The following is a 20305-nucleotide window of genomic DNA, read 5'->3' on the forward strand; positions in this document are numbered from 1 at the left end:
GACCCGCGGGTATTTGCCGCAAGAGTCTCAACAGGACTGATCGGTCACCGTGAAGATTGCACCTCGCGCATCGTTTTCAGAGGTGCCCTTGTACCCACGCGCATCGCAGGGCTTAGCCCCAGGCGACTATCTATTCACCGGAGAGTAACGAGGAATCCATGAAGGTTCTTGTAGCTGTCAAACGAGTGGTCGACTACAACGTCAAGGTTCGCGTCAAAGCGGACAACTCCGGCGTCGACCTTGCAAACGTCAAGATGTCCATGAACCCCTTCTGCGAAATCGCCGTGGAAGAAGCCGTGCGCCTGAAAGAGAAGGGCGTGGCAAGCGAGATCGTCGTCGTCTCCGTCGGCCCGGCCACTGCTCAGGAGCAGTTGCGTACTGCCCTGGCCCTGGGCGCCGATCGTGCCATCCTGGTCGAAGCTGCTGACGAACTGAATTCCCTGGCCGTGGCCAAGGCGCTCAAAGCCGTTGTCGACAAAGAACAGCCGCAGCTGGTGATCCTCGGCAAGCAGGCCATCGACAGCGACAACAACCAGACCGGCCAGATGCTGGCGGCGCTGACTGGCTACGCCCAGGGCACCTTCGCCTCCAAGGTTGAACTGGCTGGCGACAAGCTGAACGTCACCCGTGAAATCGATGGCGGCCTGCAGACCGTATCGCTGAACCTGCCAGCGATCGTCACCACCGACCTGCGCCTGAACGAGCCGCGCTATGCGTCGCTGCCGAACATCATGAAGGCCAAGAAGAAGCCGCTGGAGACCCTGACTCCAGACGCGCTGGGCGTATCGCTCGCCTCCACCAACAAGACCTTGAAAGTCGAAGCGCCAGCTGCTCGCAGCGCGGGTATCAAGGTCAAGTCGGTGGCCGAACTGGTCGAGAAGCTGAAGAACGAAGCGAAGGTAATCTAAATGACTATCCTGGTTGTCGCTGAATACGAGAACGGTGCCGTAGCCCCGTCCACCCTGAACACTGTCGCCGCAGCCGCCAAGATCGGTGGTGATGTGCACGTGCTGGTCGCTGGCCAGAACGTCGGTGGCGTTGCCGAATCCGCTGCCAAGATCGCTGGCGTTGGCAAGGTACTGGTTGCCGACAACGCAGCCTACGCCCACGTCTTGCCCGAAAACGTCGCGCCGTTGATCGTCGAGCTGGCCAAGGGTTACAGCCACGTACTGGCCCCGGCCACCACCAACGGCAAGAACATCCTGCCGCGCGTTGCCGCGCTGCTGGACGTCGACCAGATCTCCGAGATCATTTCGGTTGAATCCGCCGACACCTTCAAGCGCCCGATCTATGCCGGTAACGCCATTGCCACCGTGCAATCGAGCGCTGCTGTGAAGGTGATCACCGTGCGTACCACCGGCTTCGATGCTGTGGCCGCCGAAGGTGGCTCCGCTGCCGTTGAAGCGGTAGGCGCCGCGCACGATGCCGGTATCTCCGCCTTTGTTGGCGAAGAACTGGCCAAGTCCGACCGTCCAGAGCTGACCGCTGCCAAGATCGTCGTTTCCGGTGGCCGCGGCATGGGCAATGGTGACAACTTCAAGCACCTGTACAGCCTGGCCGACAAGCTCGGCGCTGCCGTGGGTGCCTCGCGCGCTGCGGTCGACGCAGGCTTCGTACCCAACGACATGCAGGTCGGCCAGACCGGCAAGATCGTTGCCCCGCAGCTGTACATCGCCGTCGGTATCTCTGGCGCGATTCAGCACCTGGCCGGCATGAAGGACTCCAAAGTGATCGTTGCGATCAACAAGGACGAAGAAGCGCCGATCTTCCAGGTGGCCGACTACGGCCTGGTCGCTGACCTGTTCGAAGCGGTTCCGGAGCTGGAAAAGCTGGTCTGATCCGCCTGCTTCACTTATAAAGAAGCCCGGCCCTTGTAACGAGGGCCGGGTTTTTTTATGCGGGCAAGGAGTGAAGGATGGCGTTTCGTGAAGCAGGCAAGGTGCTGGTGTGCACGATGGCGATGCTTTCACCGCTGGCGATGGCGGCTGGCAAGTGTGAGCGTCTGGTGGCGACTGGCAGCCCGGATGCTCCACCTTACTCCTGGCAAGACCCGAAAGACCCGAAACACCTGATTGGCGCCAACGTCGATCTGTTGCGCAAGGTGGCCGGGGAGCTGGGGCTGAAAGTGGAAGTCCTCAATGCCGGCAGGCGCGATCAGGCGCTGGAAGAGGTGCGCAGTGGGCGCATGGATCTGTTGCTCGACACCCCCCTGCAGGTGGAGCAGTTGACCGCACTGGATTACATCCACCCGCCCTTGCAGCTCAATGAATACCTGGTCTGGACGCGGCATGATGCTGACGTGGAATTCAACGGCCCCGCGGATCTGGCCAGATACCAGGGTAGCCTGTCGGAGCGCGCCCGCCTGACCCCGGCTTTCAGTGCATTCGCCAAGGCGCAGTTAAAGCTGGTACCGGCGCAGAACCTGACCCAGGCATTCCAGAAGCTGGTGCTGGGCCAGGTCGACTACGTGCTGGCTGGGCGTTACTCGGGCATGGCCATGACCCAAAGCCTGGGTATGAGCAATGACCTGATCGCCCGCGGCCTGCCGGTCGACCGGCCAGGGCTGTACTTGGCTGTGTCGCACAACTCGGCTTGCAATGACACCTGGTTGCGTGGGCAACTGGCAAAAAAGCTGACAGAATTGCCGATCTCTGGTGCGTCTGAAGCCGTGCTGCAACGTAATGTCGAGCGCTGGAAAGCGCAGATGGACGTGCAGGCGGACGCCCCCAAACAGTAGGAAGAGTGCGTGAGAACCCAATCACTGATCCTTGCCGTGGCCATGCTCGGCCTGGCCGGCTGCGCCAACGACCCGGCGCCCAATGAACAGATGCGTATTTCCGAGCAGGCGCTGGAACAGGCCAAGGCGGTCGGTGCCACCGACCAGGTCGAGGCGCTCAAGCTTGCCGAAGACAAGCTCGCCCGAGCCAAGAGCGACATGCTGACCGAGGACTACCGCAACGCCCGCATGCGTGCCGAGCAGGCCGAACTCGACGCCCGCCTGGCCGAGGCGCGCGTACTGAACCAGAAGAGCGAGGAGCAGCTTGACGTATTGCAGTCGCGGGTCAAGCGCTTGCGCAAACAACTGGAGATGCAGCCATGAAGTGCTTCAAATCCATGGCGGCGTTGGCATTGCTGGCGCTGGCTGGCGGGCTGCAGGGGTGCGCCAGTCAGCGCAGTGCAGCGGCGCTGGACGATGCTTCCGTGGCCTTCCAGAAGGTCAAGGATGATTCCGCTGTGCTGCGCAGCGCACCGCGTGATGTGATCCGCGCCGGTGAGTCGCTGGCCCGCGCCGAGCGCTTGTCCAGTTACATCGGCACCGGCAGTGACGTGCGCCACTATGCGTATCTGAGCCAGCGTTACAGCGAAATTGCCGGTGAGCACGCGAAGTTGGCGCTGAGTCAGGAGCGTCTGGCCAAGCTCGACCTTGAGCGTCAGCGCCTGCAGCTGGCCCTGCGCGAGGCCAAGCTGGCCAGCGTGCAGCAGCAGGGTGAATGGGTGGAAGCGCAGATTGCGGCGCTGGCCTCGCAGCAGGCTGATCGCGGGCTGGTGATGACCTTGGGTGATGTGCTGTTCGACACTGGTCGTGCGGACCTCAAGAATTCGGCCAGTCGCACGGTGCTCAAGCTGGTCCAGTTCCTTCAGCTCAACCCGCGCAGGGTGGTGCGGATCGAGGGCTATGCCGACAACACCGGCGCGCCGGAAGATAACCTCAAGCTGTCGCGCGACCGGGCGCAGGCAGTGGCCGACATGCTGGTCGACCTGGGTGTCGACGAAAAGCGTCTGCAGGTTGAAGGGTATGGCGATCAGTACCCGATCGAGGCCAATGCTTCGGAGCGGGGCAGGGCGCAGAACCGCCGGGTGGAGATCGTCTTCTCCGATGACAAGGGCAGGCTTGCTCCGGCACGCTGACCGCTGGCGCCTCTTCGCGGCTTGAGAAGAGGCGCGCTGGTTAACCCTTTCGATAGCGGCCACGCCACTGTAATGTCGACTATTGTGCAATCTGTCCCAGTACACTTTGCAACTGTTACGGTATCCTCTACCGTAAGTGAGTCGTACAAGAACAATGAGCCGTCCGCGCGTCGAGATATCGCCATGACCAACCTGCTGCTGTATCAGCGTATCGCCCAGCAACTGGCCGATGACATCCGCCGTGGTGTCTATCAGCCAGGCGAGCGCGTGCCGTCCGTGCGCAAGATGAGCGCCCAGCTCAACGTCAGCCATGCCACGGTACTGCAGGCCTATGCCAATCTCGAAGACCAGGGGCTGATCCGCGCCCGGCCGCAGTCTGGCTACTACGTGCACCAGACCCCGGCGTTGACTGCGCAGACACCTGACATTGCCAGAGTCGAGCGCCCTGGCCTGGTCACCCGCGCGAGCATCATCCAGCAGGTGCTGACCGAGGCCCGTCGTGATGGCGTGTTTGCGTTCGGTGCCGCCGTTCCTCATGTCGACTACTTGCCGGTGCGGGCCTTGCATCAGCAGATTGCCAAGGTCACCCGTTTTCACAGCCCGCGTGCTTTCAGCTACATGTTCAGCCCGGGCTTCGAGCCGTTGCGCCGGCAGATCGCTATCCGCATGCGTGATGCGGGCGTGCTGGTCGATCCCAGTGAAGTGATCGTTACCCATGGCTGTGTCGATGCCCTGCAAATGTCACTGCGCGTACTGACCCGCCCGGGGGATCTGATTGCTGCGGAGTCGCCCACCTATTACGGCCTGCTGCAGCTGGCTGATTTGCTCGGGCTGAAGGTGATCGAGATCCCCAGCGACCCGTCCACCGGCATCAGTCTGGAAGCGCTGCAACTGGCGGCCAATCAATGGTCGATCAAGGCGCTGGTACTGACCACACGCCTTAGCAACCCGCTGGGCGGCACTATCCCCGAAGAGCGGCAGAAGCAGTTGTTGCGCCTGGCTTCGGACTTCGACATCCAGATCGTCGAGGACGACATCTATGGCGAGTTGATGTTCGAGCAGGGCAAGACCAAAGCGCTCAAGGCATTCGACCGGCTGGACCGTGTGATCTACTGCTCGAGCTTTTCCAAGACATTGTCACCTGGCGTGCGCGTTGGCTGGATGGTAGCGGGGCGATACCAGGACGAAATCCAGCGGCTGCAGACCTTCACCACCCACTCGGCCTGCAGTGTCACGCAGATGGGGGTGGCGGCTTACCTGGAGAACGGTGGCTATGATCGCCACCTGCGGTATATCCGCCAGGAGTACCGCAAGAACCTCAGTGCCTACCAGTTGGCGGTGCAGCAGCACTTCCCTGAGGGTACGCAGATGACCCGGCCCACGGGGGGCTTCATTCTGTGGGTCAGCCTGCCGGGGCGGGTCAACACTCAAGAGCTGCATGTGCGTGCGCTGGAGCAGGGGATCAGTATCGCCCCTGGGCTTATCTTCAGTAATACCGAGCAGTTCAACCACTGCATCCGTCTCAACTGCGGTATTCCATGGAACAAGGAAGCCGAACGGGCGGTGATGACGCTGGGCATGCTGGCCCAGCAATTGTGCAGGGAGTCTGTAACTGCGCTTTTGTAAGGCTTGCCAGGCGCAGGCGGAACAGAGAGCATACGCACTCTTGAAGCCTGCCTATCGATGTCCATGAAACTGTTGCGTCGTATTGCCCTGGTTTTTTGCCTCGCGCCAGTGTGTTTGACCTCTGGTGTGGCCCACGCTGCGCAGCCTGCCAAAGCGGACAACGCCAAGGTGTCGCCTGCGCGCAAGCCCGCCAGCAAGGCGGCAACCCAGCAATTGCCCGCGGCGCACCTGGATCTGAGCCTGCCTGCCGAGATGGTCAACCAGCTTGAGCCCAGCGTCGGCAGTTCGGCCGTGCGCCGAAAACCCTTGCTGCCGGCCATGTTTACGGACAAACCGCACGCCGGTGACAGCCCGTTCCAGCTCAATGGTCGCTTGATCAGCAACGAGATGCAGCTGCAGTTGCGCAATGACAGCCGGCGTGATGTGGAAGGGGCGGCGATCGAGTTTGAGTTCCGCCAATAGCCTGGGCGAACTGACTGCCGGGTCACTGCAGATTTCATCGGGCCAGCAATTTCAAACGTATGTTTGAGCGGTTAGTATCCGGGGACGTTCGTCCCGTTTTGTTTCAGGGGGTTCTGATTTCATGAAATGCCGTGAGGGTTGCGGTGCCTGCTGCATCGCCCCGTCCATCACTTCCGCAATGCCGCGCATGCCGGATGGCAAGCCGGCTGGCATGCGCTGCCTGCACCTGACCGCCGACAACCTCTGCGACCTGTTCGGCAAGCCCGAGCGGCCGGCGGTCTGTGGTGGGTTCAAGGCGGATATCGAGGTGTGCGGCAATGATCGCGACGAGGCAATCAGGATTCTCGGTTGGTGGGAGCAGATGACGGCGGCGTGACAAGGCTGGATCTTCGACAACAAGGATAAAGATGATGAGATCGTTCAAGCGTATTGCACTGCTATGTGGCGTGGGCTTGCTGATGGCGCCGGCCGCCTGGGCCGAGAGCTGGCAAGTGGCCAAGGACGAGGAGGGGATCAAGGTCTCTCTCAGTGAAGTGCCGGGGTCCAAGTACAAGGCCTACCGTGGTGTGACCCTGATCAAGGCGCCGTTGGCCAGGGTGCAGGCTCTGCAGGAAGACGTGGCAGGGGCGTGCACCTGGATACATGAGTGCAAGTCGCAGAAGTTGCTCAAGCACGAAGGTGACCAGAGCTGGACCTACACCCAGTTCAATACGCCGTGGCCGGTAACGCCGCGCGATTCGGTGTTGCATGTCACTACCGTCAAAAGCGCTGATGGCAGCCTGACGCGTAACCTCAAGGAAGAGCCGACCTATTTGCCCGAAGAGAAGGGGTATGTACGGGTGGCGAAAGTCGAAGGCTTCTGGAAGTTGGTGCCCAAAGGGGAGAGTACAGAAGTGACCTATCAGGTACATACCGAGCCGGGTGGCAGTGTGCCCGCGATGGTAGCCAACAAGTTTGTAGTGGATGCGCCGTTCAATACCCTGAAAAGCTTGCGTGAGCGGGCAGAGAAGAACTGAAGTCAGGGCAGGGGCAAAGCAATGAAAAAGGCTGCCCGAGGGCAGCCTTTTGCGTTCGGCTTCAAAAGCTTACTTGCGGTCCTTCAGCTCAACGATGTCACGCGGCAGCTCGCCGGTGTACAGCTGGCGCGGGCGGCCAATCTTGTACGGGCTGGAAAGCATTTCTTTCCAGTGCGAGATCCAGCCCACGGTACGTGCCAGGGCGAAGATCACGGTGAACATGCTGGTTGGGATGCCGATCGCCTTCAGGATGATGCCCGAGTAGAAGTCGACGTTCGGGTACAGCGAGCGCTCGATGAAGTACGGATCGGTGAGCGCGATCTCTTCCAGGCGCATCGCCAGTTCCAGCTGCGGGTCGTTCTTGATGCCGAGTTCGCCCAGGACTTCGTCGCAGGTTTTCTTCATCACGGTGGCGCGCGGGTCGCGGTTCTTGTACACGCGGTGACCGAAGCCCATCAGCTTGAACGGGTCGTTCTTGTCCTTGGCCTTGGCAATGTACTTGTCGATGTTCGAGACATCGCCAATTTCATCGAGCATGGTCAGCACGGCTTCGTTCGCACCGCCGTGGGCAGGGCCCCACAGTGCGGCGATACCGGCGGCGATACAGGCGAACGGGTTGGCGCCCGAAGAGCCGGCCAGGCGGACGGTGGAGGTGGAGGCGTTCTGCTCGTGATCGGCATGGAGGATGAAGATCTTGTCCATTGCCTTGGCCAGCACCGGGCTGATCGGTTTGATCTCGCACGGGGTGTTGAACATCATGTGCAGGAAGTTTTCCGCGTACGACAGGTCGTTGCGCGGGTACATCATCGGCTGGCCCATGGAGTACTTGTAAACCATCGCGGCCAGGGTCGGCATCTTGGCGACCAGGCGCACCGCGGAAATTTCGCGGTGTTGCGGGTTATTGATGTCCAGCGAGTCGTGGTAGAACGCCGACAGGGCGCCGACTACTCCGCACATTACGGCCATCGGGTGGGCGTCGCGGCGGAAACCGTTGAAGAAGGACTTCAGCTGCTCATGAACCATGGTGTGGTTCTTGACGGTGCTGACGAACTGGGCCTTCTGCTCGGCATTGGGCAGTTCGCCGTTGAGCAGCAGGTAGCAGGTTTCCAGGTAGTCCGATTGCTCGGCGAGCTGTTCGATGGGGTAGCCGCGGTGCAGCAGCACGCCCTTGTCGCCGTCGATGTAGGTGATCTTCGACTCGCACGAAGCGGTCGCCATGAAACCTGGGTCGAAGGTGAAGTGACCAGTGGCCCCCAACCCGCGGACGTCGATTACATCAGGACCAACGGTGCCGGTTAAAATGGGCAGCTCGACGGGGGCAGCGCCCTCGATGACCAACTGCGCTTTTTTGTCAGCCATGTGGCCTCCTATTAATGCTTGAAATCATCAGACAGACCCCCCACGCAGGGCCCGCACCACTATAGAGAAGTAAATTCGAATGTCAATTTGCCTAAAGGCTGGTTGAAACCCGCTCTGAGGCCTGATTTTTCACGAAATTCTCGCCCATTTACGCCTTTTGCTCGCTAAAGGCAATGCGCTATTTGGGCTACCCCGTCACGTTGTCATAAGCAGCCTAACTGTCTATACTCGGCACCCGACCGCCAGGGGCTTGCAAGCCCGAACTGCTGGGGGTCGCCGTTCCCTGGGTGGTGGGTACCTGACCAGTACACTTACCAACAACTTTGCCCTGATTCGCTAGGGGCTCTTCAGTGTGAAAAAAGCCGTGAAAAGCCAACGACCTGTAAACCTAGACCTAAGGACCATCAAGCTCCCTGTCACAGCGTACACGTCCATCCTGCACCGTATCTCCGGCGTCATCCTGTTCCTCGGCCTTGCCATCATGCTTTATGCACTGGGCAAGTCGCTGGGTTCCGAGGAAGGCTTCGGTGAGGTGAAGGCGTGTCTGACCAGCCCGCTGGCCAAGTTCGTGACCTGGGGCCTGCTATCCGCCCTGCTTTATCACCTCGTGGCAGGTGTGCGTCACCTGATCATGGACATGGGTATCGGTGAGACGCTGGAAGGCGGCAAGCTGGGCTCGAAAATCGTGATCGTCATCTCCGTGGTGCTGATCGTTCTGGTGGGAGTTTGGGTATGGTAACCAATGTCACGAACCTGTCGCGTTCGGGCCTCTATGACTGGATGGCGCAGCGCGTCTCGGCGGTCGTTCTCGCGGCTTACTTTCTCTTCCTGATCGGCTACGTGGTCGCCCACCCAGGCATCGACTACACCCAGTGGCATGGTCTGTTCTCCAATAACGCGATGCGGATCTTCAGTCTGCTGGCCCTCGTTGCCCTGGGCGCTCACGCCTGGGTCGGCATGTGGACCATTGCAACCGACTACCTGACGCCAATGTCGTTCGGCAAGTCGGCAACTGCGATTCGTTTCCTGTTCCAGGCGGTATGCGGCGTTGCGATGTTCGCTTACTTCGTCTGGGGTGTGCAGATTCTCTGGGGTATCTGATCCATGGCTAGCATTCCAACCATTTCCTTCGACGCCATCATCATCGGTGGTGGCGGCGCCGGCATGCGCGCAGCGCTGCAGCTGGCCCAGGGCGGTCACAAGACTGCCGTGGTCACCAAGGTCTTCCCGACCCGTTCGCACACTGTTTCCGCCCAGGGCGGCATCACCTGCGCCATCGCTTCGGCCGACCCGAACGACGACTGGCGCTGGCACATGTACGATACCGTCAAAGGTTCCGACTACATCGGTGACCAGGACGCTATCGAATACATGTGTCAGGAAGGCCCTGCTGCGGTCTTCGAGCTGGACCACATGGGCCTGCCGTTCTCGCGCACCGAAACCGGCCGCATCTATCAGCGTCCGTTCGGCGGCCAGTCCAAGGACTTCGGCAAGGGCGGCCAGGCTGCACGTACCTGTGCTGCTTCCGACCGTACCGGTCACGCGCTGCTGCACACCCTCTATCAGGGCAACCTGAAAGCGGGCACCACCTTCCTGAACGAGTACTACGCTGTCGATCTGGTGAAAAACCAGGACGGCGCGTTCGTGGGTGTGATCGCGATCTGCATCGAAACCGGCGAAACCCTGTACATCAAGTCCAAGGCCACCGTATTGGCCACTGGCGGTGCGGGCCGTATCTACGCCTCGACCACCAACGCCCTGATCAACACCGGTGACGGCGTCGGCATGGCCCTGCGTGCCGGTGTGCCGGTGCAGGACATCGAAATGTGGCAGTTCCACCCGACCGGCATCGCCGGCGCTGGTGTACTGGTCACCGAGGGTTGCCGCGGTGAGGGTGGCTACCTGATCAACGCCCACGGCGAGCGTTTCATGGAGCGTTATGCTCCGAACGCCAAAGACCTGGCCGGCCGCGACGTGGTCGCCCGTTCCATGGTCAAAGAGATCATCGCTGGCAACGGCGTGGGCCCGAACAAGGACCACGTACTGCTGAAGCTGGACCACCTGGGCGAGGAAGTGCTGCACAGCCGCCTGCCAGGCATCTGCGAACTGTCCAAGACCTTCGCTCACGTCGACCCGGTTGTAGCGCCGGTGCCGGTCGTGCCGACCTGCCACTACATGATGGGTGGTGTTGCCACCAACATCCATGGCCAGGCCATCACCATGGACGCCGAAGGCAAGGATCACATCATTCCGGGCTTGTTCGCCGTGGGTGAAGTGGCGTGCGTATCGGTTCACGGTGCCAACCGCCTGGGCGGTAACTCGCTGCTCGACCTGGTCGTATTCGGCCGCGCCGCCGGCCTGCACCTGGAGAAGGCGCTGAGCGAAGGCGTCGAGTACCGCGATGCCAGCGATACCGATGTCGACGTCGCCCTGAACCGCCTGAACAAGCTCAACGAGCGTACCACTGGCGAAGACGTCGCAAGCCTCAAGCGTGAGCTGCAAAGCTGCATGCAGAACTACTTCGGTGTATTCCGTACTGGCGAATACATGCAGAAGGGTATCGAGCAGCTGGCTGGTCTGCGTGACCGCATCGCCAACGTGAAGATCAACGACAAGTCCCAGGCCTTCAACACCGCGCGTATCGAAGCGCTGGAGCTGCAGAACCTGTTGGAAGTCGCCGAAGCTACCGCCATCGCGGCCGAAGCCCGTAAAGAGTCCCGCGGCGCTCACGCCCGTGAAGACTTCGAAGACCGTGACGACGAAAACTGGCTGTGCCACACCCTGTACTACCCGGGTGAGAAGCGCGTGGCCAAGCGTGGCGTCAACTTTGCGCCGAAGACTGTTCCAGCCTTCGAACCAAAAGTCCGGACTTATTGAGGGTGACTGCTATGTTGAAAGTCGAAGTTTATCGCTACAACCCGGATACCGACTCGGCGCCCAAGATGGAGTCGTTCGACGTCGATACCGGCGGCAAGGACCTGATGGTGCTGGACGTGCTGGCGCTGATCAAGGAGAAGGACGAGGGCTTCTCGTACCGTCGCTCCTGCCGTGAAGGCGTTTGCGGTTCCGATGGCATGAACATGAACGGCAAGAACGGCCTGGCCTGCATCACGCCGCTGTCCGGCGTGGTCAAGGGCAACAAGCTGGTTCTGCGCCCGCTGCCTGGCCTGCCGGTCATTCGTGACCTGGTCGTCGATATGAGCATCTTCTACAAGCAGTACGAGAAGGTGAAGCCATTCCTGCAGAACGACACGCCGGCCCCGGCCATCGAGCGTCTGCAGTCGCCGGAAGATCGCGACAAGCTGGACGGTCTGTACGAGTGCATCCTGTGCGCTTGCTGCTCGACTTCCTGCCCATCGTTCTGGTGGAACCCGGACAAGTTCCTGGGCCCCGCCGCCTTGCTGCAGGCCTATCGCTTCCTGGCCGACAGCCGTGACACCAAGACCCAGGAGCGCCTGGCGTCCCTGGATGACCCGTTCAGCGTCTTCCGCTGCCGCGGGATCATGAACTGCGTCAACGTTTGCCCGAAGGGTCTGAACCCGACCAAGGCAATCGGCCACGTACGTAACATGCTGCTGCAAAGCGGCACCTGATTCAAAGCGTTGTAACTGCAGTAAGCCGAGGTGCGGGTGGTGAACCCGCACTGAGGTAAAACCTGAGCAAGGGCCCAAAAAGCCCGCGCTCGATACCTATGAAGATATGAGACCAGCAGGGGCTTTCCGGGCTGGTACCCGGAAAATCAGCAGGATCCAAGTGGCGTGGTTCAGTCGCTGTGTTCGGACTTTTCCAGGTTTGCTGTGGCTCTCGCCGATCAGTCCCCTAACCGAGGGTGACCAAGCATGCAAGAAAGCGTGATGCAGCGCATGTGGGAAAGCGCCCACCTTTCAGGTGGTAACGCTGCATATGTGGAAGAGCTCTACGAACTCTACCTGCACGACCCTAACGCTGTGCCAGAAGAGTGGCGCACTTACTTCCAGAAGTTGCCCGCCGACGGCAGCACCGCTACCGATGTATCGCACTCGACAATCCGCGACCATTTCGTACTGCTGGCAAAGAACCAGCGCCGCGCCCAACCGGTATCTGCCGGGAGCGTGAGCAGTGAACACGAGAAGAAGCAGGTTGAAGTTCTGCGACTGATCCAGGCCTATCGTATGCGCGGCCATCAGGCTGCCAAGCTCGACCCCTTGGGGTTGTGGCAGCGCCCTGCGCCCGTAGACCTGTCGATCAATCACTACGGCTTGACCAATGCCGATCTTGATACGACCTTCCGTGCCGGCGACCTGTACATCGGCAAAGAGGAAGCGAGCCTACGCGAGATCGTCGAGGCGCTCCAGAAGACATATTGTCGCACCATTGGCGCCGAGTTCACCCATATCGTCGATTCCGAGCAGCGCAGCTGGTTCCAGCAGCGCCTGGAAAGCGTGCGCGGCCGCCCGGACTTCTCCGCCGACGTGCAGGCCCACCTGCTCGAGCGCGTGACGGCCGGTGAAGGTCTCGAGAAGTACCTGGGCACCAAGTACCCGGGCACCAAGCGTTTCGGCCTTGAGGGTGGCGAAAGCCTGATCCCGATGCTGGACGAAATGATCCAGCGTTCCGGCTCCTACGGTACCAAGGAAGTCGTGATTGGCATGGCCCACCGCGGCCGTCTGAACGTGCTGGTCAACACCTTCGGCAAGAACCCGCGCGAGCTGTTCGACGAGTTCGAAGGCAAGAAGATGAACGAGCTGGGCTCCGGTGACGTGAAGTATCACCAGGGCTTCTCCTCGAACGTGATGACCACCGGTGGTGAAGTTCACCTGGCCATGGCGTTCAACCCGTCCCACCTGGAAATCGTCTCCCCCGTGGTCGAAGGTTCGGTGCGCGCCCGTCAGGACCGCCGCAACGATACCGCCGGTGACAAGGTGCTGCCGATCTCGATCCACGGTGACGCTGCCTTCGCAGGCCAGGGCGTGGTCATGGAAACCTTCCAGATGTCGCAGACCCGCGGTTTCAAGACCGGCGGCACCGTGCACATCGTGATCAACAACCAGGTCGGTTTCACCATCAGCAACCCGCTGGACTCGCGTTCCACCGAGTACGCCACCGACGTTGCCAAGATGATCCAGGCGCCGATCCTGCACGTGAACGGCGATGACCCGGAAGCTGTGCTGTTCGTGACCCAGCTGGCCATCGATTACCGCATGCAGTTCAAGCGTGACGTGGTCATCGACCTGGTCTGCTACCGTCGTCGCGGCCACAACGAGGCCGACGAGCCCAACGGTACCCAGCCGCTGATGTATCAGCAGATCAGCAAGCAGCGCACCACCCGTGAGCTGTACGCCGAGGCGCTGATCCAGGCCGGTCGCATCGATGCCGAGCGCGCCCAGGCCAAGATCGACGAGTACCGCAATGCCCTGGACAACGGTCTGCACGTGGTCAAGAGCCTGGTCAAGGAGCCGAACCGCGAGCTGTTCGTCGACTGGCGTCCGTACCTGGGCCACGCCTGGACTGCGCGTCACGACACCCGTTTCGACCTCAAGACCCTGCAGGACCTGTCGGCCAAGCTGCTCGAGCTGCCAGAAGGCTTCGTCGTCCAGCGTCAGGTGTCGAAGATCTACGAAGACCGTCAGAAGATGCAGGCCGGTGGCTTGCCGATCAACTGGGGTTACGCAGAGACCATGGCCTACGCCACCCTGCAGTTCGAAGGTCACCCGATCCGCATGACCGGCCAGGACATCGGCCGTGGCACCTTCTCGCACCGCCACGCGGTGCTGCACAACCAGAAGGACGCCAGCACCTACGTGCCGCTGCAGAACCTGTTCCCGGGCCAGCCGCGCTTCGACCTGTACGACTCCTTCCTGTCGGAAGAAGCGGTACTGGCCTTCGAATACGGTTACTCGACCACCACGCCGAATGCGTTGGTGATCTGGGAAGCCCAGTTCGGCGACTTCGCCAACGGTGCGCAGGTGGTGATCGACCAGTTCATCACCAGCGGTGAGCACAAGTGGGGCCGCCTGTGCGGTCTGACCATGCTGCTGCCTCACGGTTACGAAGGGCAGGGCCCGGAGCACTCCTCCGCGCGTCTGGAGCGTTACCTGCAGCTGTGCGCCGAGCACAACATCCAGGTCTGCGTACCGACCACCCCGGCACAGATCTACCACCTGCTGCGTCGTCAGGTCATCCGTCCGCTGCGCAAGCCGCTGATCGTGCTGACGCCCAAGTCGCTGCTGCGCCACAAGCTGGCCGTCTCGACCCTGGAGGACCTTGCAGAAGGTTCGTTCCAGACCGTGATCCCGGAAATCGACACCCTGGATCCTGCCAAGGTCGAACGCCTGGTGCTGTGTGGTGGCAAGGTCTATTACGACCTGCTGGAAAAACGCCGTGCCGAAGGCCGCGAAGACATCGCAATCGTGCGTATCGAGCAACTGTACCCGTTCCCGGAAGACGACCTGGTCGACATCCTGGCGCCGTACACCAACCTCAAGCATGCCGTCTGGTGTCAGGAAGAGCCGATGAACCAGGGCGCCTGGTACAGCAGCCAGCACCACATGCGCCGTATCCTGGGCCGCCACAACAAGGCGCTGGTCCTGGAATACGCCGGCCGCGACGCTTCCGCCGCGCCAGCCTGTGGTTACGCTTCGAAGCATGCCGAACAGCAGGAAAAACTGCTGCAAGACGCCTTCACTGTCTAACGCCTTCGCGCACCTGAAACCGAATTTAAGGAAACACTGATAATGGCTATCGAGATCAAAGCCCCAACCTTCCCGGAATCGGTTGCCGATGGCACCGTTGCCACCTGGCACAAGAAGCCGGGCGAAGCCGTCAAGCGTGACGAGCTGATCGTCGACATCGAGACCGACAAGGTCGTTCTGGAAGTACTGGCTACCGCCGATGGCGTGATGGGCGACATCGTCAAGGGCGAGGGCGATACCGTCCTGTCCGACGAAGTGCTGGGTTCGATCGTGGAAGGTGGTGCTGCTGCCGCCGCGCCTGCTGCCGCTCCGGCCGCCGCTGCTCCGGCCGCCGTTGCCGCCGATGCCGGCGAAGACGACCCGGTTGCCGCTCCGGCCGCGCGCAAGCTGGCTGAAGAGAACGGCATCGACCTGGCTACCGTTGCCGGTACCGGCAAAGGTGGCCGCGTCACCAAGGAAGACGTGGTTGCTGCAGTTGCCAACAAGAAGTCCGCGCCTGCCGCTGCTCCGGCTGCCAAGCCTGCCGCTGCCGCCCCGGTTGTGGCCGCTGCTGGCGATCGCACCGAGAAGCGTGTGCCGATGACCCGCCTGCGTGCCAAGATCGCCGAGCGTCTGGTTGAAGCCCAGTCCAACATGGCGATGCTGACCACCTTCAACGAAGTCGACATGACCGAAGTCATGGCCCTGCGTTCGAAGTACAAGGACCTGTTCGAGAAGACCCATAACGGCGTGCGCCTGGGCTTCATGTCGTTCTTCGTCAAGGCCGCTACCGAAGCGCTGAAGCGTTTCCCTGCTGTCAACGCCTCGATCGACGGCAACGACATCGTCTACCACGGTTTTGCCGACGTCGGCGTTGCCGTCTCCAGCGACCGTGGCCTGGTGGTGCCAGTACTGCGCAACGCCGAATCGATGAGCCTGGCTGAAATCGAGAACGGCATCGCCACCTTCGGCAAGAAGGCCCGTGACGGCAAGCTGTCGATCGAAGAAATGACCGGCGGCACTTTCACCATCACCAACGGTGGTACCTTCGGCTCGATGATGTCGACCCCGATCGTCAACCCGCCGCAGGCCGCCATCCTCGGCATGCACAACATCATCCAGCGTCCGATGGCCATCAACGGCCAAGTGGTAATCCGCCCGATGATGTACCTGGCGCTGTCGTACGATCACCGCCTGATCGACGGCAAGGAAGCGGTAACCTTCCTGGTCACCATCAAGAACCTGCTGGAAGATCCGTCCCGCCTGCTGCTGGACATCTAATCGCGCAGCTGTAAGCTGCAAGCCGCAAGCTTCAAGCCGAAGCCTGCTGGACTTGCGGCTTGCAGCTTGCCGCTTGAAGCTAAAAAGGAATCTTTTATGACCCAGAAATTCGACGTAGTGGTGATTGGTGCAGGTCCTGGCGGTTATGTGGCTGCCATCAAGGCTGCCCAACTTGGTCTGAAGACTGCCTGTATCGAGAAGTACACCGACGCCGAGGGCAAGCTGGCCCTGGGTGGCACCTGCCTGAACGTAGGTTGCATTCCGTCCAAGGCGCTGCTGGACAGCTCCTGGAAGTACAAGGAAGCCAAAGAGAGCTTCAACGTCCACGGCATCTCCACTGGCGAAGTGAAGATGGACGTGGCCGCGATGGTTGGTCGCAAGGCTGGCATCGTCAAGAACCTGACCGGTGGCGTTGCCACCCTGTTCAAGGCCAATGGCGTCACTTCGATCCAGGGCCACGGCAAACTGCTGGCTGGCAAGAAAGTCGAAGTCACCAAGGCTGATGGCACCACCGAAATCATCGAAGCCGAGAACGTGATCCTGGCCTCCGGCTCGCGTCCGATCGACATTCCGCCGGCTCCGGTCGACCAGAACGTCATCGTCGACTCCACCGGCGCCCTGGAATTCCAATCGGTTCCCAAGCGTCTGGGCGTGATCGGTGCTGGCGTGATCGGCCTGGAGCTGGGCTCGGTGTGGGCTCGCCTGGGTGCTGAAGTCACCGTCCTGGAAGCCCTGGACACCTTCCTGATGGCTGCTGACACCGCAGTGTCGAAAGAAGCCCAGAAGACCCTGACCAAGCAAGGCCTGGACATCAAGCTGGGCGCTCGCGTCACCGGCTCGAAAGTCAACGGCAACGAAGTCGAAGTGACCTACACCAACGCCGAAGGCGAGCAGAAGATCACCTTCGACAAGCTGATCGTCGCGGTCGGCCGTCGCCCGGTGACCACCGACCTGTTGGCCTCCGACAGCGGCGTGAACATCGACGAGCGTGGCTACATCTTCGTTGACGACCACTGCGCTACCAGCGTACCGGGCGTCTATGCCATCGGCGACGTTGTCCGCGGCATGATGCTGGCGCACAAGGCCTCGGAAGAGGGCATCATGGTCGTCGAGCGCATCAAGGGCCACAAGGCCCAGATGAACTACGACCTGATCCCTTCGGTTATCTACACCCACCCGGAAATCGCGTGGGTCGGCAAGACCGAACAAGCCTTGAAGGCCGAGGGTGTTGAGGTTAACGTAGGCACCTTCCCGTTCGCGGCCAGCGGCCGTGCGATGGCGGCCAACGACACCGGTGGTTTCGTCAAGGTCATCGCCGATGCCAAGACCGACCGCGTACTGGGTGTACACGTGATTGGCCCGTCGGCTGCCGAACTGGTTCAGCAGGGCGCGATCGCAATGGAATTCGGCACCAGTGCCGAGGATCTGGGCATGATGGTCTTCAGCCATCCAACCCTGTCCGAAGCGTTGCATGAAGCAGCGCTGGCAGTGAATGGCGGCGCCATTCACGTGGCCAACCGTAAGAAGCGTTAATTATAAGAAACCACGGCGGGCTGCCCGTCGTGAGTCTTGCGTGCATGACTCACCGCGGAACGTCCGCCGGACCGGATCACACGGGAAAACCCGGGGTCAACGGTCACAGGTGGTGCGGCGCCAGTAATGGCGCAGCGCCGAAGCGCAGTACCTAACGAAGACGGTAAAAAGCATGAATCTTCACGAGTATCAGGGTAAGCAGCTGTTCGCTGAGTACGGCCTGCCAGTTTCCAAGGGTTTCGCTGTCGATACCCCTGAGCAAGCTGCAGAAGCCTGCGACAAGATCGGCGGTTCCGAGTGGGTTGTCAAAGCCCAGGTCCACGCTGGTGGTCGCGGTAAAGCGGGCGGCGTCAAGCTGGTTCGCAGCAAGGAAGACGCCAAGGCGTTCGCTGCACAGTGGTTGGGCAAGAATCTGGTGACCTACCAGACTGATGCCAACGGTCAACCCGTCTCCAAGATTCTGGTCGAATCCTGCACTGACATCGCCAAAGAGCTGTACCTGGGCGCTGTAGTGGATCGTTCGAGCCGCCGTATCGTGTTCATGGCGTCCACCGAAGGTGGCGTGGACATCGAGAAAGTCGCTCACGAAACGCCTGAGAAGATCCTCAAGGCTACCATCGACCCGCTGGTCGGCGCTCAGCCGTTCCAGGGTCGTGAACTGGCATTCCAGCTGGGCCTGGAAGGCAAGCAGGTTCAACAGTTTGCCAAGATCTTCGTTGGCCTGGCCAAGCTGTTCAAGGATCACGATCTGGCCCTGCTGGAAGTGAACCCGCTGGTGATCAAGGCCGATGGCGACCTGCACTGCCTCGATGCCAAGATCAACATCGACGCCAACGCCATGTACCGTCAGCCCAAGCTGAAGACCTTCCACGACCCGTCGCAGGACGACGCCCGTGAAGCCCACGCTGCCAAGTTCGAACTGAACTACGTTGCCCTGGAAGGCAACATCGGCTGCATGGTCAACGGTGCCGGCCTGGCCATGGGTACCATGGACATCGTCAACCTGCACGGCGGCAAGCCAGCCAACTTCCTCGACGTGGGCGGCGGTGCTACCAAAGAACGCGTTACCGAAGCGTTCAAGATCATTCTGTCCGACAGCAATGTCGCGGCCGTACTGGTCAACATCTTCGGCGGCATCGTTCGCTGCGACATGATTGCCGAAGGCATCATCGGTGCAGTGAAGGAAGTCGGCGTCAAGGTTCCGGTCGTCGTTCGCCTTGAAGGCAACAACGCCGAACTGGGCGCAAAAGTACTGGCAGAAAGCGGTTTGAACATCATTGCGGCAACCAGCCTGACCGACGCTGCTCAACAAGTTGTCAAAGCTGCGGAGGGCAAGTAATGAGCGTCCTGATCAATAAAGACACCAAAGTCATCTGCCAGGGCTTCACCGGCTCGCAGGGTACTTTCCACTCCGAACAGGCCATTGCCTACGGCACCAAGATGGTCGGCGGCGTTACCCCGGGCAAGGGTGGCACCACCCACCTGGGCCTGCCGGTGTTCAACACCGTCAAGGAAGCCGTGGAAGCTACCGGCGCTGACGCTTCGGTGATCTACGTTCCGGCTCCGTTCTGCAAAGACTCGATCCTGGAAGCTGCCTTCGGCGGTATCAAGCTGATCGTCTGCATCACCGAAGGCATTCCTACCCTGGACATGCTGGATGCCAAGGTCAAGTGCGACGAGCTGGGCGTGACCCTGATCGGCCCTAACTGCCCAGGTGTCATCACCCCGGGCGAGTGCAAGATCGGCATCATGCCAGGCCACATCCACTTGCCAGGCAAGGTCGGTATCGTTTCGCGCTCCGGCACCCTGACCTACGAAGCTGTGAAGCAGACCACCGACGCCGGCTTCGGCCAGTCGACCTGCGTCGGCATCGGCGGTGACCCGATCCCGGGCTCGAACTTCATCGACATCCTGAAGCTGTTCCAGGAAGACCCGAAGACCGAAGCGATCGTCATGATCGGTGAGATCGGCGGTTCGGCTGAAGAAGAAGCCGCAGCCTACATCAAGGCCCACGTGACCAAGCCAGTCGTTTCCTACATCGCTGGTGTTACTGCACCTGCGGGCAAGCGCATGGGCCACGCTGGCGCCATCATTTCCGGCGGCAAGGGCACTGCGGACGAGAAGTTCGCCGCCCTGCAGGACGCTGGTGTGAAGACCGTGCGTTCCCTGGCTGACATCGGCAAGGCCCTGGCCGAGCTGACTGGCTGGGAAGCCAAGAAGTAAGTAACACAAAGTAATATGTAGTACCCCCACGCGCACAAAGGCCACCTTCGGGTGGCCTTTGTCGTTGTGCGGCTGTGAAGGCTGCGCCCCCACCTTCGGAAAGTTCGATCACCCTGATCAGGATTTTCAACCAGACATCCGCTCGAATCAGCAATAAATTGTCGTCGAACACGGTCAACCAGACGACAAACATGTACGCACATCGGACAAGCAGCACTGTGCCAGTGCGTTTAGCGGGTAAAACGG

Annotated in this window: 19 protein-coding genes; 18 read left to right on the forward strand and 1 reads right to left on the reverse strand. The window is 60.9% G+C overall.

Annotated features, from left to right (window positions below; translation table 11 throughout):
- The first annotated feature begins 158 nt into the window (after positions 1–158).
- From ACMGGN_RS05090 to ACMGGN_RS05130, 9 genes are all read left to right on the forward strand, one after another.
- Positions 159–908, forward strand: a complete 750-nt coding sequence (locus ACMGGN_RS05090; protein ID WP_119687488.1) for an electron transfer flavoprotein subunit beta/FixA family protein — start codon at positions 159–161, stop codon at positions 906–908.
- The gene (locus ACMGGN_RS05095) at positions 909–1838 is read left to right on the forward strand and encodes an electron transfer flavoprotein subunit alpha/FixB family protein (RefSeq protein ID WP_012315359.1); all 930 of its coding nucleotides are present in this window, start codon (positions 909–911) and stop codon (positions 1836–1838) included.
- 77 nt (positions 1839–1915) lie between these two features.
- Positions 1916–2737 (forward strand): substrate-binding periplasmic protein, encoded by an 822-nt coding sequence (locus ACMGGN_RS05100; protein ID WP_119687487.1) that lies wholly within the window; start codon positions 1916–1918, stop codon positions 2735–2737.
- 9 nt (positions 2738–2746) lie between these two features.
- Entirely contained in the window at positions 2747–3100 is a 354-nt protein-coding gene (locus ACMGGN_RS05105; protein ID WP_012315357.1) for a DUF4398 domain-containing protein, read from the forward strand.
- Positions 3097–3909, forward strand: a complete 813-nt coding sequence (locus ACMGGN_RS05110) for an OmpA family protein (RefSeq protein ID WP_174142473.1) — start codon at positions 3097–3099, stop codon at positions 3907–3909. Before ACMGGN_RS05105 ends, ACMGGN_RS05110 begins: the two co-directional genes overlap by 4 nt.
- Before the next feature lie 183 nt (positions 3910–4092).
- On the forward strand, positions 4093–5535 hold the full coding sequence (locus ACMGGN_RS05115; RefSeq protein WP_046785252.1) for a PLP-dependent aminotransferase family protein: 1443 nt from the start codon (positions 4093–4095) through the stop codon (positions 5533–5535).
- 63 nt (positions 5536–5598) lie between these two features.
- Positions 5599–5997: a hypothetical protein gene (locus tag ACMGGN_RS05120; protein WP_414156505.1), complete on the forward strand. Its 399-nt coding sequence runs from the start codon at positions 5599–5601 to the stop codon at positions 5995–5997.
- Positions 5998–6118: 121 nt separating this feature from the next.
- Positions 6119–6373: a YkgJ family cysteine cluster protein gene (locus tag ACMGGN_RS05125; protein WP_012315353.1), complete on the forward strand. Its 255-nt coding sequence runs from the start codon at positions 6119–6121 to the stop codon at positions 6371–6373.
- Between the two features lie 34 nt (positions 6374–6407).
- Positions 6408–7013 (forward strand): START domain-containing protein, encoded by a 606-nt coding sequence (locus tag ACMGGN_RS05130; protein WP_115274278.1) that lies wholly within the window; start codon positions 6408–6410, stop codon positions 7011–7013.
- Between the two features lie 69 nt (positions 7014–7082).
- On the opposite strand, the gene gltA is transcribed toward ACMGGN_RS05130, so the two are convergent.
- Complete coding sequence (gene gltA / locus ACMGGN_RS05135; RefSeq protein WP_115274279.1) at positions 7083–8372, reverse strand: citrate synthase; 1290 nt, start codon at positions 8370–8372, stop codon at positions 7083–7085.
- 352 nt (positions 8373–8724) lie between these two features.
- Here gltA and sdhC point away from each other — a divergent pair, with 352 nt between their 5' ends.
- From sdhC to sucD, 9 genes are all read left to right on the forward strand, one after another.
- Positions 8725–9111: a succinate dehydrogenase, cytochrome b556 subunit gene (sdhC, locus tag ACMGGN_RS05140; RefSeq protein ID WP_012315350.1), complete on the forward strand. Its 387-nt coding sequence runs from the start codon at positions 8725–8727 to the stop codon at positions 9109–9111.
- Entirely contained in the window at positions 9105–9473 is a 369-nt protein-coding gene (gene sdhD / locus ACMGGN_RS05145) for a succinate dehydrogenase, hydrophobic membrane anchor protein (RefSeq protein ID WP_003254214.1), read from the forward strand. Before sdhC ends, sdhD begins: the two co-directional genes overlap by 7 nt.
- Positions 9474–9476: 3 nt before the next feature.
- Entirely contained in the window at positions 9477–11249 is a 1773-nt protein-coding gene (sdhA, locus tag ACMGGN_RS05150; RefSeq protein WP_012315349.1) for a succinate dehydrogenase flavoprotein subunit, read from the forward strand.
- Positions 11250–11260: 11 nt separating this feature from the next.
- A complete protein-coding gene (locus ACMGGN_RS05155; protein WP_012315348.1) occupies positions 11261–11965 on the forward strand; it encodes a succinate dehydrogenase iron-sulfur subunit in 705 nt (234 codons plus the stop codon).
- Between the two features lie 246 nt (positions 11966–12211).
- Entirely contained in the window at positions 12212–15043 is a 2832-nt protein-coding gene (locus ACMGGN_RS05160) for a 2-oxoglutarate dehydrogenase E1 component (protein ID WP_012315347.1), read from the forward strand.
- Positions 15044–15085: 42 nt separating this feature from the next.
- Positions 15086–16303, forward strand: coding sequence for a 2-oxoglutarate dehydrogenase complex dihydrolipoyllysine-residue succinyltransferase (odhB, locus tag ACMGGN_RS05165; RefSeq protein WP_039602468.1), 1218 nt, complete (start codon positions 15086–15088; stop codon positions 16301–16303).
- Positions 16304–16399: 96 nt separating this feature from the next.
- Positions 16400–17836, forward strand: coding sequence for a dihydrolipoyl dehydrogenase (lpdA, locus tag ACMGGN_RS05170; RefSeq protein WP_039602469.1), 1437 nt, complete (start codon positions 16400–16402; stop codon positions 17834–17836).
- Between the two features lie 172 nt (positions 17837–18008).
- Complete coding sequence (gene sucC / locus ACMGGN_RS05175; RefSeq protein ID WP_011534748.1) at positions 18009–19175, forward strand: ADP-forming succinate--CoA ligase subunit beta; 1167 nt, start codon at positions 18009–18011, stop codon at positions 19173–19175.
- Positions 19175–20059 carry a succinate--CoA ligase subunit alpha gene (gene sucD, locus ACMGGN_RS05180; RefSeq protein ID WP_003254203.1) on the forward strand — a complete coding sequence of 295 codons (885 nt, stop codon included), beginning with the start codon at positions 19175–19177 and terminating at the stop codon, positions 20057–20059. The genes sucC and sucD overlap by 1 nt, the downstream gene beginning before the upstream one ends.
- Positions 20060–20305: the final 246 nt, after the last annotated feature.

The organism is Pseudomonas sp. BNK-30, from assembly GCF_047456185.1.
GTDB lineage: Bacteria > Pseudomonadota > Gammaproteobacteria > Pseudomonadales > Pseudomonadaceae > Aquipseudomonas > Aquipseudomonas putida_E.

Coding starts and splice junctions, on each gene's coding strand:
- ACMGGN_RS05090 (WP_119687488.1), top strand. CDS start 159: ATGAAGGTTCTTGTAGCTGTCAAACGAGTGGTCGACTACAACGTCAAG.
- ACMGGN_RS05095 (WP_012315359.1), top strand. CDS start 909: ATGACTATCCTGGTTGTCGCTGAATACGAGAACGGTGCCGTAGCCCCG.
- ACMGGN_RS05100 (WP_119687487.1), top strand. CDS start 1,916: ATGGCGTTTCGTGAAGCAGGCAAGGTGCTGGTGTGCACGATGGCGATG.
- ACMGGN_RS05110 (WP_174142473.1), top strand. CDS start 3,097: ATGAAGTGCTTCAAATCCATGGCGGCGTTGGCATTGCTGGCGCTGGCT.
- ACMGGN_RS05115 (WP_046785252.1), top strand. CDS start 4,093: ATGACCAACCTGCTGCTGTATCAGCGTATCGCCCAGCAACTGGCCGAT.
- ACMGGN_RS05120 (WP_414156505.1), top strand. CDS start 5,599: ATGAAACTGTTGCGTCGTATTGCCCTGGTTTTTTGCCTCGCGCCAGTG.
- ACMGGN_RS05125 (WP_012315353.1), top strand. CDS start 6,119: ATGAAATGCCGTGAGGGTTGCGGTGCCTGCTGCATCGCCCCGTCCATC.
- ACMGGN_RS05130 (WP_115274278.1), top strand. CDS start 6,408: ATGAGATCGTTCAAGCGTATTGCACTGCTATGTGGCGTGGGCTTGCTG.
- gltA (WP_115274279.1), bottom strand. CDS start 8,372: ATGGCTGACAAAAAAGCGCAGTTGGTCATCGAGGGCGCTGCCCCCGTC.
- sdhD (WP_003254214.1), top strand. CDS start 9,105: ATGGTAACCAATGTCACGAACCTGTCGCGTTCGGGCCTCTATGACTGG.
- sdhA (WP_012315349.1), top strand. CDS start 9,477: ATGGCTAGCATTCCAACCATTTCCTTCGACGCCATCATCATCGGTGGT.
- ACMGGN_RS05155 (WP_012315348.1), top strand. CDS start 11,261: ATGTTGAAAGTCGAAGTTTATCGCTACAACCCGGATACCGACTCGGCG.
- ACMGGN_RS05160 (WP_012315347.1), top strand. CDS start 12,212: ATGCAAGAAAGCGTGATGCAGCGCATGTGGGAAAGCGCCCACCTTTCA.
- odhB (WP_039602468.1), top strand. CDS start 15,086: ATGGCTATCGAGATCAAAGCCCCAACCTTCCCGGAATCGGTTGCCGAT.
- lpdA (WP_039602469.1), top strand. CDS start 16,400: ATGACCCAGAAATTCGACGTAGTGGTGATTGGTGCAGGTCCTGGCGGT.
- sucC (WP_011534748.1), top strand. CDS start 18,009: ATGAATCTTCACGAGTATCAGGGTAAGCAGCTGTTCGCTGAGTACGGC.
- sucD (WP_003254203.1), top strand. CDS start 19,175: ATGAGCGTCCTGATCAATAAAGACACCAAAGTCATCTGCCAGGGCTTC.